The organism is Faecalibacillus faecis, assembly GCF_003024675.1.
Classification (GTDB): Bacteria; Bacillota_I; Bacilli_A; order Erysipelotrichales; family Coprobacillaceae; genus Faecalibacillus; species Faecalibacillus faecis.
In genome coordinates this window covers 1-14,172 of the sequence record NZ_PYLP01000009.1, presented here as the reverse complement: position 1 = coordinate 14,172, position 14,172 = coordinate 1, and the positions used below count along the sequence as shown (strand labels likewise).

15 protein-coding genes and 6 tRNA genes are annotated in these 14,172 nt (G+C 30.6%); 3 read left to right on the top strand and 18 right to left on the bottom strand.

Annotation, left to right across the window (positions count from 1 at the left end; genetic code table 11):
• Positions 1-138: 138 nt before the first annotated feature.
• A complete protein-coding gene (locus C7U55_RS08110; RefSeq protein ID WP_106988130.1) occupies positions 139-1,056 on the bottom strand; it encodes an ROK family protein in 918 nt (305 codons plus the stop codon).
• A 48-nt stretch (positions 1,057-1,104) separates the two neighbouring features.
• A complete protein-coding gene (locus C7U55_RS08105) occupies positions 1,105-2,085 on the bottom strand; it encodes an RluA family pseudouridine synthase (protein ID WP_106988129.1) in 981 nt (326 codons plus the stop codon).
• A 242-nt stretch (positions 2,086-2,327) separates the two neighbouring features.
• Here C7U55_RS08105 and C7U55_RS08100 point away from each other — a divergent pair, with 242 nt between their 5' ends.
• Positions 2,328-2,861 (top strand): NUDIX hydrolase, encoded by a 534-nt coding sequence (locus C7U55_RS08100; RefSeq protein WP_106988128.1) that lies wholly within the window; start codon positions 2,328-2,330, stop codon positions 2,859-2,861.
• A gap of 30 nt (positions 2,862-2,891) precedes the next feature.
• Here the strand turns inward: C7U55_RS08100 and C7U55_RS08095 are convergent.
• The 4 genes from C7U55_RS08095 to C7U55_RS08080 form a co-directional block, all read right to left on the bottom strand.
• Positions 2,892-2,968: transfer RNA gene (locus tag C7U55_RS08095), tRNA-Asp, on the bottom strand.
• Positions 2,969-2,982: 14 nt separating this feature from the next.
• Positions 2,983-3,073: transfer RNA gene (locus C7U55_RS08090), tRNA-Ser, on the bottom strand.
• Positions 3,074-3,161: 88 nt separating this feature from the next.
• A complete protein-coding gene (locus tag C7U55_RS08085) occupies positions 3,162-4,673 on the bottom strand; it encodes an HAD family hydrolase (protein ID WP_106988127.1) in 1,512 nt (503 codons plus the stop codon).
• 169 nt (positions 4,674-4,842) lie between these two features.
• Entirely contained in the window at positions 4,843-5,040 is a 198-nt protein-coding gene (locus tag C7U55_RS08080) for a helix-turn-helix domain-containing protein (protein ID WP_048923980.1), read from the bottom strand.
• 166 nt (positions 5,041-5,206) lie between these two features.
• On the opposite strand from C7U55_RS08080, the gene C7U55_RS08075 reads away from it, so the two are divergent.
• Positions 5,207-5,282, top strand: a tRNA-Lys gene (locus tag C7U55_RS08075).
• Positions 5,283-5,388: 106 nt separating this feature from the next.
• On the opposite strand, the gene hisIE is transcribed toward C7U55_RS08075, so the two are convergent.
• From hisIE to C7U55_RS08035, 8 genes are read right to left on the bottom strand one after another with little or no spacing between them, the layout of a single operon-like run.
• Positions 5,389-6,027, bottom strand: coding sequence for a bifunctional phosphoribosyl-AMP cyclohydrolase/phosphoribosyl-ATP diphosphatase HisIE (hisIE, locus tag C7U55_RS08070; RefSeq protein ID WP_106988126.1), 639 nt, complete (start codon positions 6,025-6,027; stop codon positions 5,389-5,391).
• Positions 6,027-6,794, bottom strand: a complete 768-nt coding sequence (gene hisF, locus C7U55_RS08065) for an imidazole glycerol phosphate synthase subunit HisF (protein ID WP_106988125.1) — start codon at positions 6,792-6,794, stop codon at positions 6,027-6,029. The genes hisIE and hisF overlap by 1 nt, the downstream gene beginning before the upstream one ends.
• The gene (gene hisA / locus C7U55_RS08060) at positions 6,776-7,501 is read right to left on the bottom strand and encodes a 1-(5-phosphoribosyl)-5-[(5-phosphoribosylamino)methylideneamino]imidazole-4-carboxamide isomerase (RefSeq protein ID WP_106988124.1); all 726 of its coding nucleotides are present in this window, start codon (positions 7,499-7,501) and stop codon (positions 6,776-6,778) included. The genes hisF and hisA overlap by 19 nt, the downstream gene beginning before the upstream one ends.
• Entirely contained in the window at positions 7,495-8,103 is a 609-nt protein-coding gene (gene hisH, locus C7U55_RS08055) for an imidazole glycerol phosphate synthase subunit HisH (RefSeq protein ID WP_106988123.1), read from the bottom strand. Before hisH ends, hisA begins: the two co-directional genes overlap by 7 nt.
• Positions 8,104-8,691, bottom strand: coding sequence for an imidazoleglycerol-phosphate dehydratase HisB (gene hisB, locus C7U55_RS08050; RefSeq protein WP_106988122.1), 588 nt, complete (start codon positions 8,689-8,691; stop codon positions 8,104-8,106).
• A 2-nt stretch (positions 8,692-8,693) separates the two neighbouring features.
• Positions 8,694-9,992, bottom strand: coding sequence for a histidinol dehydrogenase (gene hisD, locus C7U55_RS08045; RefSeq protein WP_106988121.1), 1,299 nt, complete (start codon positions 9,990-9,992; stop codon positions 8,694-8,696).
• On the bottom strand, positions 9,985-10,623 hold the full coding sequence (gene hisG, locus C7U55_RS08040; protein WP_106988120.1) for an ATP phosphoribosyltransferase: 639 nt from the start codon (positions 10,621-10,623) through the stop codon (positions 9,985-9,987). Before hisG ends, hisD begins: the two co-directional genes overlap by 8 nt.
• Before the next feature lies 1 nt (position 10,624).
• A complete protein-coding gene (locus tag C7U55_RS08035; RefSeq protein ID WP_106988119.1) occupies positions 10,625-11,590 on the bottom strand; it encodes an ATP phosphoribosyltransferase regulatory subunit in 966 nt (321 codons plus the stop codon).
• 482 nt (positions 11,591-12,072) lie between these two features.
• On the opposite strand from C7U55_RS08035, the gene gdhA reads away from it, so the two are divergent.
• Complete coding sequence (gdhA, locus tag C7U55_RS08030; protein WP_048923989.1) at positions 12,073-13,416, top strand: NADP-specific glutamate dehydrogenase; 1,344 nt, start codon at positions 12,073-12,075, stop codon at positions 13,414-13,416.
• Positions 13,417-13,441: 25 nt separating this feature from the next.
• Here gdhA and C7U55_RS08025 read toward each other — a convergent pair whose 3' ends face one another.
• From C7U55_RS08025 to C7U55_RS08010, 4 genes are all read right to left on the bottom strand, one after another.
• On the bottom strand, positions 13,442-13,828 hold the full coding sequence (locus C7U55_RS08025) for a hypothetical protein (RefSeq protein ID WP_106988118.1): 387 nt from the start codon (positions 13,826-13,828) through the stop codon (positions 13,442-13,444).
• A gap of 52 nt (positions 13,829-13,880) precedes the next feature.
• Positions 13,881-13,956 (bottom strand) — tRNA-Phe (locus C7U55_RS08020).
• Positions 13,957-13,962: 6 nt separating this feature from the next.
• Positions 13,963-14,039: transfer RNA gene (locus C7U55_RS08015), tRNA-Asp, on the bottom strand.
• A 4-nt stretch (positions 14,040-14,043) separates the two neighbouring features.
• Positions 14,044-14,120 (bottom strand) — tRNA-Met (locus tag C7U55_RS08010).
• Between the last annotated feature and the right edge of the window lie 52 nt (positions 14,121-14,172).

The following is a 14,172-nucleotide window of genomic DNA, read 5'->3' as shown; positions in this document are numbered from 1 at the left end:
CTCGTGTATTATATCAAAAACAAAATTAAAGTAAAACATTAAGACACAATAATAGCCCCTAATGGGGCTATTTCGAATATTTAAATTGTTATGGGGTCGACCTATCACTATAAAATATAGTGGAGTCACTTTTTCTAATTAATCTAATTGAGACATTGGTAACATAGCAGCACCGATTGCACCACAGTCATCAATTTCTTTAAATAATAGAGGAATATGATTTCTCATACCTACGTGAATTTTACTGTTGAATCTTTTTTCAAGTTCATCCCAGAAATAGGCTTTTGATTTAAATACCCCTCCTCCTAAAACAAAACAATGTGGATCAACTGTATGTGCAACATTTGCGAGTAAAGTTGAGAAACCATCAATAAATTCTTCAACAATTTTTTGACAAGCTTCGTCACCTTCAGCAGCTAATTTGAAAACATCACCTGCATGTTTTACTAAATCACCTTTTGCTTCTTTACCTTTTCTTGTAAGAGCCGTACCAGAAATTTCTCCTTCAACAGCTCCAGGGTTTAAAGCACCTTGTTTATACCCACCTGGTACAAGAATCATGTTTCCAATTTCACCAGCATGTCCTCTACCACCAGATACTAATTTTTTATCAACAACAAAAGCTCCACCAACTCCTGTTGAACAAGTAATAAAGTAATTTGTTCTATAATCTTTTCCAGCTCCTAAAACAGCTTCAGCTAAACCAGCCACGTTTGCATCATTATCAATAAAAGTTGGTAATCCAAATTTTTCTTTTAATTTATGACAAACTGGATAGTTTTCAAATCCTGGTAAGTTACTTGCCATAATCATAATTCCAAGTTCTGTATCTACTGGTCCTGGAGCACCAATTCCAATACCTTCAACACCTTGTAAACCACCACATACAGATGTATCCAATGATTCAATTTGTTTTATTATTTTATCACATACATAATCTGGACCATTTTCACATTCAGTAGGTCCTTTAACTTCACTATAAGATTCACCATGTTCATCCACTAATAATGTTCTTACGTTTGTACCACCTAAATCGATACCGATATAATATTTCATTCTCTTTCCTCCTAAAAATATAAATAAATTATACTATAAAATATATATTTAGAGAACGCTTTCAAATAAACTTTTTTCAATTTTTTTAAATTGTGCTGGTTTTGGACAAATAATTTCTTTTCCTTTTAAATAACTTAAAGAACCAAAAGGATCCACAAACTTTATTTTATAAGCATGAAGTAATTGATTATTTAAACCATATTTTTGTTTCATTTGTTTATTCAAAGTAAAATCACCATACTTACGATCTCCAATAACTGGATGTTGAATACTAGAAAGATGTATTCTTATTTGATGCATTCTTCCTGTAATGATTTTAACTTCTACCAAGGAAAAATCATTTGTATAATTTAACGGATGAACAATTGTTTTCATCATTAAAGCATCTTTATCATCTTTTTTGACAAAACGTACACGATCTTCATTTTCAATCTTTTTAACATAACCTACCAATTCTTGCTTTTTAATAAGCTTTCCTTCACAAATCGTCATATAAGACTTTTCAATATGATGTCTTTTTTTCATCATTTCATTAAGATCTTGTAAAGCCACTAATGTTTTACCAAAAATTACGATGCCACTGGTATTTCGATCTAAACGATGAACCGGTCCAGGAATAAACGTACTTTCACGACTTATATCCAATTCTCCTTTTTCTTTTAAATAACTTAACACTTGATGAGAAAGCGTATTAACATTTTCATTGGCATCCCCATGAACTAATAAACCAACAGGCTTATCAACAATTAAAATATTTTTATCTTCATATAAAACTTTGAATTCTCTTTTCAATTGATAGATATCTTTTTCTTTTGTTAGTTCATTAAACTTATCTTCATAAAGGAACATTTCTAAAACATCCCCTTTTTGTAAGATATATTTTTCATTGACCCGTGTGCCATTGATCTTAATATCTTTTTTTCTAAACATTTTATAAATAAAATTACTCGACGCATTACACAAAAGCTTTTTTAAATATTTATCTATTCTTTGATTTGCATCATTTTCCTTAATCATTATTTTTTTCATTTTCTTCACCAACAGCATTATAACACATCTTTCTAAAAGAATAATTTAATTTTTATGAAACCCTTTACATTTTAGATATACATGTTATAATATATTTGTTAAGTGAAACAGATTCACTCTAACATACCCCCTATTATCATCCTTACGTAAATAATAGAAGAAAAAGTATGCACCCCCGCATACTTTTTTATTTTATTCATTTCAAAATAACGTATAATAAAATAAGAAAAGAGGTTAAAAAAATGGAAAAGAAAGTAGAAAGTCAAGTTATTTATAATGGGAAAATTATTACTGTTTATAAAGATAAAGTAGAATGCCCAAATAAAAAAATTGCGACACGAGAAATCGTAAGACATCATGGTGGCGTTGGTATTCTTGTTGTTGTTGATGATTGCATCGTACTCGTTAAACAATTTAGATATGCTTATAACAAAGATACTTTAGAAATTCCTGCAGGAAAATTAGAAAAAGGCGAAGAAGTATCGCTTGCAGGAAAAAGAGAACTCGAAGAAGAAACAGGATATAGTTGTAAAGATATGAGACTTATTAATGAAATTTACCCAACAACAGGTTATTGCGATGAAATTATTCATTTATACCAAGCTATTGATCCTTTTAAAGTAGAAAATCCTCTAGAAGGTGACGAAGATGAATTCATTGATCTTATTTATATGCCTATTGATGAAGCATATAAAAAAGTCATAAATAATGAAATTCATGACTCTAAAACAATTATCGCAATTATGAAAGCTTATACAGATAAATATATAAAATAAAAAACTGCTTATGCAGTTTTATTTTTTTACTGGCGGTCTGGACGGGACTCGAACCCGCGACCTCCGCCGTGACAGGGCGGCATTCTAACCAGCTGAACTACCAGACCAATAACAATAAAAATGGCGGAGACAGAGGGATTTGAACCCTCGCGCCAGTTTCCCGACCTACACCCTTAGCAGGGGCGCCTCTTCAGCCTCTTGAGTATGTCTCCATCACATCAGTGCCAGTTAATAATACCATCTAATTATCAATTTGTAAATAGTTTTTTTAAAAATGTTTCAAATTTTCATTTGAAACATTTAGTCTTTATTTTTTATAAGATTGATCATTCCTTTAATCATAGAAATAATGATAAAAATTAAAATAATTGAAAATAAACAAAGCACCGCCATCGGTGAAAGTAAAGAATTTTGATAAACAAATACTTTATATGTAGGTACGATTTTAAATAACATATGCAATGAATTAAAAACAAAGCCAAATAATACTTCTAGAATTTTTAAGTAGCCTTTTTCAAGAGTTATAGCCATTGAATTTAAAGATGGTATAGAAATGATAAACTCTTGTAAAATAATACGAAAAATCAAAAAAGCAAAAACAAGAATAATTGATATCAACAAATTATAAACTCCATCCATAAAAGTATCCATTTTACTTTTGTCTTTTTCTTTTACCTCTTCTACCTTTTCTTCTGTTTCAACATTTTCTTCAGCTTCTGCATTGCCATTAATAATATCCATTAATTCATTAATTCTTTTAGGATCAATTGAAGTTGTATTCTTTAAAACAGATTGTTCTTGAAATAAATCTTTTTTTTCATCTAGAAAAGGTACCTCTGCTTCCTCTTTTATCATTTCTTCTTGATTATTTTCTTCTTCAAACATTTCAATATTTTGTTTTCCTTTTAAAGTACTATCTTCATCATCGAAAGAAAAATGTTTTTTCTCATTTTTTTCAAGTTCTTCTATTAAAAATTGTTTTAATAAAATTTCATTAAAATAATCATAAGTTTTATTAACAAGTCCAATTAATTGTTCATCATCTTTGTATTTCTCTAAAAGTTTGTCTCTTGTTTGTGTTAAAGTATCTAAATCCATATTCGCATTCATTCCTAAGATTGGAGAAAACATCTCTACAGAATCATACTTAGAAAACAGAAACATATTCATGATTTCTAAAGGATTTTTCGTTACTTTATAAACACTTGCTTTTATTTTTTCTGTTGCCGGTGAAAGATCTGGCATATAAATTACATTAGCAAGAAGTTTATTTGCTGCTTCAACCATTGATTCAAAATTAGCAACAATCATTGTATGACTTGGCTCAATATCCATTTGTTGACAGGTTACCTCCAACATTTGACAATGAGGAAGTGGCTTTAAATGGCTATCTCCCCCAATTAAAAAATCTATCTTTTCATACAATCCTGTAAGTTGTAGATATTGAATTGCTCTTTTTGTTTTATGTGTCGTATACACAGCTATTTTCATATTCTTTTGTTTACAATATTGAATAAGTTCATCAACTCCTTCTCTTTTAATAGAAGGTTTTAATTTAATATATTCAAAAAGATCCTTTTCAACCGCTTTATTAAACTCTTTTGCAGGAATAATATTCTCTAATAATGAATGGTCATACATCGTATTCATATTACCAAGCATTTTAGAAAATTCTTCACGGGATGCATTTTTATGATATGTTTCACATGTACTTCGATAGTAGTTATATCTAAGTCTATTAATATCTAACAAACCACCATCCAAAGTAAAAACAATTAATTGTATATTTTCACATGTTTGACTATAAAACATAAAGATCACCCCTCCTTTTCACATTATAGCATACATTTTTTTAAATAACCGCAAAATATGTCGTCAAAAACAAGAATCCTGTAATTTATTTTTAAGACCTCATTTTTAAAGCAAAGAATAAATATTACTAAAATAAAAAAACTTCTACTACATATAGAAGTTTCGTAAGTTATTCATTTGTAAATGTTAACACATCATTTGGAGTACATTCTAGAATTATACAGAGCTTTTCGATTGTGAGTGCAGTAATATTTTCATTGTGTTTAAGTCTATTTAATGTTTTATTATCAACACCCTTTTTCAAAAGGGTATATTGTGATACTTTCTTTTCTTCCATTGTTTTCCATAGTGGTGAGTAATCTATCATTTATATGCACTCCTTTTAGAAATATTATATAAACAAAGTATCTCTAAATATATTGTGAACATATACACAACGATTTATAATAGAAATGGAATTATTGTAATTGATAATTAAAATGGTAAAAAAATATTGATTTTATACTTTTATTGTATTAAAATAACTTTGTTATCTCTCCGTAGCTCAGTTGGTAGAGCATCTGACTCTTAATCAGAGGGTCCACGGTTCGAGACCGTGCGGGGAGACCAATTGATAAAATAGTCTAAACAGTATAATTCATGTTTAGACTTTTTTATTTAAATTCAATAATTCTTTTACAAAGTAATAGCTATGCGAAATATTTCGCATAGCTATTTAATATTCACCACGTGTATGAAATTCTTTTTTATTTCCTACCACTTTATGTCTTTCTTTCAATTTATTTTCAATATCTTCAAGTTTTACACCACGATCATTCATTAAAACAAAGGTATGGAATAATAAATCAGAAATTTCACCAACTAATTCATCTTTATCATCATTTTTAGCTGCAATGATTGTTTCACTTGCTTCTTCTCCAACCTTTTTACAAATCTTATCAACACCTTCATTTAATAAATAATTTGTATAAGATTTTTCAACCGGATGAATTTTACGGTCTTCAATTGTTTTTTCAAGTTCACTAAAGATATTTCTCGTATCATAAGGTTTTACTTCATTAAAAAAACATGAATAAGCGCCTGTATGACAAGCAACCCCTGTTTGTTTTACATAAATTAAAAGTGTATCTAAATCACAATCTAAATAGATTCCTTTAATATCTTGAAAATGCCCTGATTCTTCCCCTTTATGCCATAATTTTTTTCGACTTCTTGAATAGAATACAGTTTGATTGATTTCTAGCATTTTATCATAAGCTTCTTCATTGACATAAGCTAACATCAACACTTCTTTTGTTTGATAATCTTGTACAATTGCTGGAATTAATTCCATTTTTTTAAAATTTGGTCTCATTACATTGCTCTCCTTACGTTAATACCGTGTTTTCTGCATTCGTTCCTTACCTCTTCTACTGTTGCTTCATTAAAATGGAATAAAGAAGCAACTAAAGCTGCATCAACATCTGTTTTTTCAAATACTTCAATAATATCTTGAATACTTCCACAACCTCCTGAAGCAATAACAGGAATATCTACCGCATTGCATACCGCATTTAACATATCTAAATCATACCCTGCTTTTGTTCCATCGGCATCCATTGAAGTTAATAACACTTCTCCAGCCCCTAGGTTTTCGCATTTTGTTACCCACTCGATTAAATCAAGTCCTGTATTTTCACGTCCACCTTTGACATAAACATCCCAACCTGATTGGTCATCTCTTTTTTTTGCATCAATCGCAATAACAACACATTGCACACCAAATTCATCAGCAGCTTCTTTGATTAATTGTGGATTATTAATAGCCGCCGAATTGACAGAAACTTTATCTGCCCCAGAAGCTAAAATCATTCTAAAATCATCTAATGTTCTAATTCCTCCCCCAACAGCAAGAGGAATTGTAAGTTCTGAAGCACCACGTTCAATAATATCTTTCATGATATTTCGATTTTCATAAGATGCTGTAATATCTAAAAATACTACTTCATCTGCACATTGTAAATCATATTTTTTAGCAAGTTCAATAGGATCTCCAACCTCTTTTAAACCGACGAAGTTGACTCCTTTAACCACTTTTCCATCTTTTATATCTAAACAAGGAATTATACGTTTTGTAAGCATTGTATTGTCTCCTTTAAATCTACTTTCTTTTCATAATAGGCTTTTCCTACAATACAGGCATAATACCCTTTTTCAGCCACCTTTTTAATATTATCAAAATCCTTAATACCACCTGAAACAACAAATTGAATTGAACTTGTTTTTGCAATTTGATCATACATATCAAAATTAGGTCCCATTAAAGTACCATCTTTAGAAATATCTGTTGCCACAATATATTGAACACCAATTTTTTCTAAAAATTGAATAAATTCTAAATAAGGTGTTTGACTTGTTTCTAACCATCCTGCCGTAGAAACAAAACCATTTTTAACATCAACACCAACAACAATTTTCTCGCTTCCATAGCGTTTTAAAGCAGTTTTTAAAAATTCAGGATCTTCCAAAGCAGCCGTACCTAAAATAACACGATCAATTCCTACTTCTTCTAAATAAAGTTGTACAGTTTTTAAATCACGAATACCGCCACCTAATTCTATTTTCATTGATGTTTGTTTTCTTATTTTTTTGATTGTTTCTAAATTTTTAGCTTGTCCATCTTTTGCCCCATCTAAGTCAACAACATGTAAAAACTTGGCACCAGCTTCTTCAAATGTTTGAGCTAACTCTTCAGGATGATCACTATATACTGTTTTTTGTTGATAATCGCCTTTAAATAGACGAACCGCTTGTCCATCTTTTAAATCAATTGCTGGAATCACTAACATTCTACCATCTCCTTAAATGCACGTAATATATTTTGTCCGACTTTGCCTGATTTTTCTGGATGGAATTGGCATCCCATAACATTTCCATTTTGGACAAGTGCTGTTACTTTTGTTGAACCATAATCACTATAAGCCACAAGATTTTCATCACTTACATGAGCCATGTAAGAATGAACAAAATAAACATCTTCATTTTCATGAACATATTTAAGTAAAAGATGATTTTGTGTTTTATGTAATTGATTCCATCCCATATGAGGAATCTTTTCATCAATATCCATATAACTTACATAACCTGGAATAAATCCTAATCCTTTTGTTTCTTCTACCTCATAGCCTTTTTCAAAAAGAATTTGCATTCCTAAACAAATACCTAGAATTGGAATTCCAGCTTCTTTTCTTTCTTTTAAAAGACTAACCAAATGAAACCTTTCTAAATTTTTCATTGCTGTAGGAAACGTTCCTACTCCTGGTAAAACAATTCCTTTTGCTTCTCTTATTACCTTTTCATCACGAGAAACAATAGCTTCTAAACCAATTCTTTTAAAAGCACCTGTAACACTTTTTAAATTTCCCACATTATAATCAATAATTACAATCATTTATAAAACCCCTTTTGAAGAAATAACTTTGTCTTTATTTTTTTCATCAATACGTACTGCTTCTTTTAAAGCTCTACCAAAAGCTTTAAAACATGCTTCAATGACATGATGGACATTATTTCCATAAGCTTCATTAATATGCAATGTTGCATTCATATTATAAGCAACTGCTCTAAAAAATTCTTCTGTCATTTCACTTTCATAATTCCCTAAATTAACTTTAGGAATATCCACATTAAAGACAAGAAAACTTCTTCCTGAAATATCTAAATCACATGTTACTAATGCTTCATCCATAGGTATTGTAAAATGTCCATAACGTGTAATTCCTTTTTTATCATTTAAAGCTTCTAAAATCGTTTTACCTAAAGCAATTCCCATATCTTCTACACTGTGATGACTATCAACTTCTAAATCACCATGACAAATCATCTTAATATCCATTTCACTATGAAAGGCAAGCAAAGTCAACATATGATCAAAGAAACCAATTCCTGTTTGAATTTGTGCTTTTCCGGTTCCATCTAAATTAATTTCTAATTCAATTTGTGTTTCATTCGTATTTCTTTCTAGTTGTGCTTTTCTCATTGTTATTCCTCCTCAAAACGTACAGCAATACTATTTGCATGTGCATCTAAACCTTCACTTTTTGCGAAAGTTTGGACATCATCTTTGAAAGTTTCTAATACTTCTTTTGGATAATAACTATATGATGAATATTTAACAAAATCATAAACACCTAAAGCTGAATAGAATTTAGCTGTTCCTCCTGTTGGTAAAACATGATTTGTTCCTGACATGTAATCTCCTAGAGGTTCTGGAGAATATTCACCAAGGAAAATAGAACCTGCATTTTTAATAGAAGGAAGTGTATTAACTGGATTTTCTACTAAAACTTCTAAATGTTCTGGTGCTAAATAATTAGATACATCAAAGGCTTCTTTTAAATCTTTAACAAGGATAGCTCCTCCATAGTTTTTAAGAGATTCTTCAATAATTTCTTTACGTGATAAATAAGCCACTTGTCTTTTTAATTCAACATTAACTTTTTCAACAAGTTCTTCGCTAGTTGTAACAAGCATAGCACTGGCAAGTTTATCATGTTCTGCTTGTGACATTAAATCAGCAGCAATATATTTTGGATTTGCTTTTTCATCAGCAATCACTAAAACTTCACTCGGCCCTGCCACCATATCAATATCAACAACCCCATAACTTAATTTTTTAGCTGTCGCAACAAAGATATTTCCTGGACCTACGATTTTATCTACTTTTTCAATTGTTTCAGTACCATGAGCAATCGCAGCAACCCCTTGGGCTCCACCAAATTTATAAATGGTATCCACTCCTGAAACTTTTGCAGCAGCGACAATTACTGGATTGACTTTTCCATCTGCTTTAACTGGTGTAATAATCACTAAATCTGTAACTCCTGCAAGTTTTGCAGGAATGGCATTCATTAAAACAGTTGAAGGATAAGCTGCTGTTCCACCTGGAACGTATAAAGCAACTCTTTCAATTGGACGTACCATTTGTCCCATGATCACTCCGTTATCTTTATATAAAGACCATGATTTATCAATTTGATTTTTATGGAACTCAGTAATTTGTTTTTTTGTTCTTTCTAAGATTCTTATGTAATCTTGATCAACTTGTTTTAAAGCTTCTTCTTTTTCTTGATTTGATACCACAAAATCACTTTCATCTTTTATTTGATAACCATCAAATTTTTGACAATAATCAATTAATGCCTGATTTCCATTTTTTCTAATATCTTCAATAATATCACTGACTGCATTATTAACTTCAATTGAAATTTCTTCTTTACGATTATTTAGTTTTTTTGCAATTTCTTTTAAATTCCCATCATATTGAATTACTTTAAGCATTTTGATTTCCCCCTATTACTTTTTCTAATTGATTTACGATATTCATGATTTCATCTTTTTTAAATTTAAAAGCCACCTTATTAACAATCATCCTTGTCGAAATATCACTTACTTTTTCAATTACTTCTAAGCCATTTGCTTTAAGCGTTGATCCTGTTTCTACAATATCAACAATAGCATCAGAAATACCTGTTACTGGTCCAAGTTCAACTGATCCTTCTAATTTAATAATTTCTACATCTTCTTGTTTAGAAGCAAAATATTTTTTTGCCACATTTGTATATTTACTGGCAATCTTTTTACGACGATTGAACACTTTATCACGATATTCTGGATAAGCAGCTACCGCGAAATAACATTTTCCTATTTCCAAATCAAGAAGTTCATAATAATCTTCAAAATCAACATCATCTAATGTATCTTTTCCTACAAAGCCAATATCAACAATGCCGTGTTCTAAAAATGTAACTACATCATTTGGTTTTCCAAAAATCATTGAAATTCCATCTTTTGTTTCAATTAATAATTCTCGATTTTTATTAAAAATAGGTTCCATATCAAACCCTGCTTCTGAAAGAAGTTTACATACTTGTTTTTCAATTCTTCCTTTAGTAATCGCTATTTTAATCATATTACTCTCCCTCTTTTTCAATGGCTTTTAAAATATGGTTCATATGAAAACAAAATCCAACGGCTGTTTTTTCAACATTAAATCTTGGAAGTAAATCATCATATCGTCCTCCCGATAAAATTGGATTCGCACTTTGATCACTATAACCTTTAATCATAAAACCTGTATAATATTTCATCGTTGGAACCATTCCTAAATCAAAAATAATGCCTTCTTTACTTTCTAATGATTCATATAAATCATTTAATTCTTGTAATGCCCCTAATAAAACAGAATCTTGACATGTTTTCATCATTTGATGAAGTAAATCAATATTTCCAAAACATGTTGGTAAAGATAGCAACAATTGATTTAAACTATCTCCAAAATCATTCTTAGAAACAAAACGTTTCATTTCACTAATATCTCTTAATCTTAAAATATCTTCTAATTCATTTCTTTGATTTCCCACTAATTCTAATAAACGATTATAGAATTTAGCAGAGCCCAATTCTAAAAGAATATTTTTTAATGAAATTCCTGGTAAAGATTCTTGAATCATTGTCATAACTTCCTTATCTCCTTGAAGTCCTGGCTTATTCATTAATTCTACACCACCTTGAAAAAACTCACTGCTTCTTCCTTTATGCATTGTTTCTTTACGATACACTTTTCCAAAATAACTGTAACGTGCTTCCCCAACATTAGCACTATTAGCATAAAGTCTGGCAAGTGGAATTGTAAAATCTAAACGCATTGCAACATTTTTACCTTCGTGATTGATGTATTGAAACATCTTATCAACCGTAAAACCACAATCCAATTTTGTATATAAATCAACATATTCAAATGATGGCATCAACACTTCATTGTACCCATGATTTGAAAAAACATGTCGTAAATGATTTTCAATTTCCCTTAATTTTTCTACATTTGTAATAATTGCATCAATGCTTTCTTCAGGTATCAAATATTTAAACTCTTCCATAAAAATCCCCCTTATTACTAAAAAAACGAGTCATCTAATGACTCGTTTCAATATCATTAGATACAGCTTATTTGCGATAGACAAAATGGGCTGTATCATAAATGATATAACCCTACTCGATCCAATGATGGTGATGTAATTGTGTGTTATTTAGTCTTTTCATAGTAATCACCTCTTGTTGTGCTTTATTCTAGCATAGATTGTATACAAAGAAAAGACAATTATGTATTTTTATGAATTATTTTATCTTTTAAACTATATATTGTATACATTTAACATCATTGTAGTTGTTTACCTACACCACTTTTTTATTTTAAAGTAAATTAAATAAAATGATAATCAATTGTATACAATTTTTATCGTGATAAAACACATTATGAAGTGTTTTTATTATCACGATAACTTATTTATGTGATAACTTTTTCTTAATTTATTCATTTATTATTATTAAAGATGTATCATAGCGATAGGAGGATATGACAATGGAATATATTGAAAGAGTATTAACAAATTTAAAAGCTAAAAATGCTGATCAACCTGAATTTATTCAAGCTGTTGAAGAAGTATTAGAAAGCTTAGAACCAGTAATCAAAGCTCATCCTGAATATGAAGATATGGCTATTTTAGAAAGATTAACTGAACCAGAAAGAACTTTAATGTTTAAAGTACCTTGGATGGATGATCAAGGTAAAGTTCAAGTAAACAGAGGATATCGTATTCAATTCTCTAGTGCAATTGGACCTTATAAAGGTGGTTTAAGATTCCACCCTTCTGTTAACCTTGGAATTATTAAATTCTTAGGATTTGAACAAATTTTCAAAAACTCATTAACTACACTTCCTATCGGTGGTGGTAAAGGTGGTTCTGATTTTGACCCACAAGGTAAATCAGATGCTGAAGTTATGAGATTCTGTCAATCATTCATGACTGAATTATATCGTCACATTGGACCTAGCGTTGATGTACCTGCTGGAGATATCGGTGTTGGTGGTAGAGAAATCGGATATTTATTTGGTCAATACAAACGTATTAAAGATGCCTATGAAAACGGTGTTTTAACTGGTAAAGGAATGACTTATGGTGGTTCTTTAATTAGACCAGAAGCTACTGGATTTGGTGCTGTATACTACGGTAAAGAAGTATTAGCTCATTTTAACGATACTTATGAAGGAAAAACAATTGCTGTTTCTGGATATGGTAACGTTGCTTGGGGTGTATGTATCAAAGCTAAAGAATATGGAGCAAAAGTTGTTTCTATTTCTGGTAGAGATGGATATATCTATGATCCAGAAGGAATCAATACTGATGAAAAAATTGATTTCTTATTAAAAATTCGTTCATCAAATGATGTTAAATTAAAAGACTATGCAGAAAAATTTGGATGCGAATTCCATCCTGGTGAAAAACCATGGGGATTAAAAGTAGATATGGCTTTCCCTTGTGCTACTCAAAATGAAATCGGTGAAGAAGAAGCTAAACAATTAATCGCTAATGGATGTAAATACATTATCGAAGGTGCAAACATGCCAAGTACACCTGAAGCAATTGCTTACTTTACAGCAAACGGAGGTACTTTAGGACCTGCAAAAGCTGCTAACGCTGGTGGAGTTGCTGTTTCAGCATTAGAAATGTCTCAAAACTCTATGAGATATAACTGGTCAAGTGAAGAAGTTGATGAAAAATTGCATAATATCATGAAATCAATCTTTAATAACTCTGTTGCAGCTGCTGAAAAATATGGATTAGGATTTGACTTAATCAAAGGTGCTAATATTGCTGGTTTTGAAAAAGTAGTAGAAGCAATGATTTCTCAAGGAATCTATTAATAAGTAAAAAAGAATGGACAGGAGATTAAATCTCTTGTCCATTTTTGTATTGAGTAAATCGATCATCAAGTTCTTTATAAAAAGCAATCGCATTTACAAGATAGATTTTTTTTGTTTTATTTTGAGATTGTAATTCTAAAACATGTTTTGAAAGAAGTTTATACGATGTTAAATCTTTAAACTCAATCATTTGTGGTAAAATAGCAATTCCTCTAAACGTATAAATCAACATACCATCTTCAAATACCGAGGCATTAAAACGAACGATCAACGTTGGTATAACACTTAATGCCAGTAATAAAACAACGATAAGCTTCATATGATCATAACGAAAATGAATCCCACTAAACACACATAAAACAACCAAAATAATAGAAATAACAACCATTCTTAAATCTTTATATTTAAACATAACTTTTCTCCTTTAAAGATAAAAAAATTAAATATTTTATAAATAAAAAAAATGGTGGTTCCGGGCGGAATCGAACCACCGACACGAGGATTTTCAGTCCTCTGCTCTACCGACTGAGCTACGGAACCATCATTTGGCGGTCTGGACGGGACTCGAACCCGCGACCTCCGCCGTGACAGGGCGGCATTCTAACCAGCTGAACTACCAGACCATTTTGGTTGCGGGAGAAGGATTTGAACCAACGACCTTCGGGTTATGAGCCCGACGAGCTACCAGACTGCTCCATCCCGCGATATTAAATTTTAATAAATGGCGGAGATTGAGGGATTCGAACCCCCGCAGGA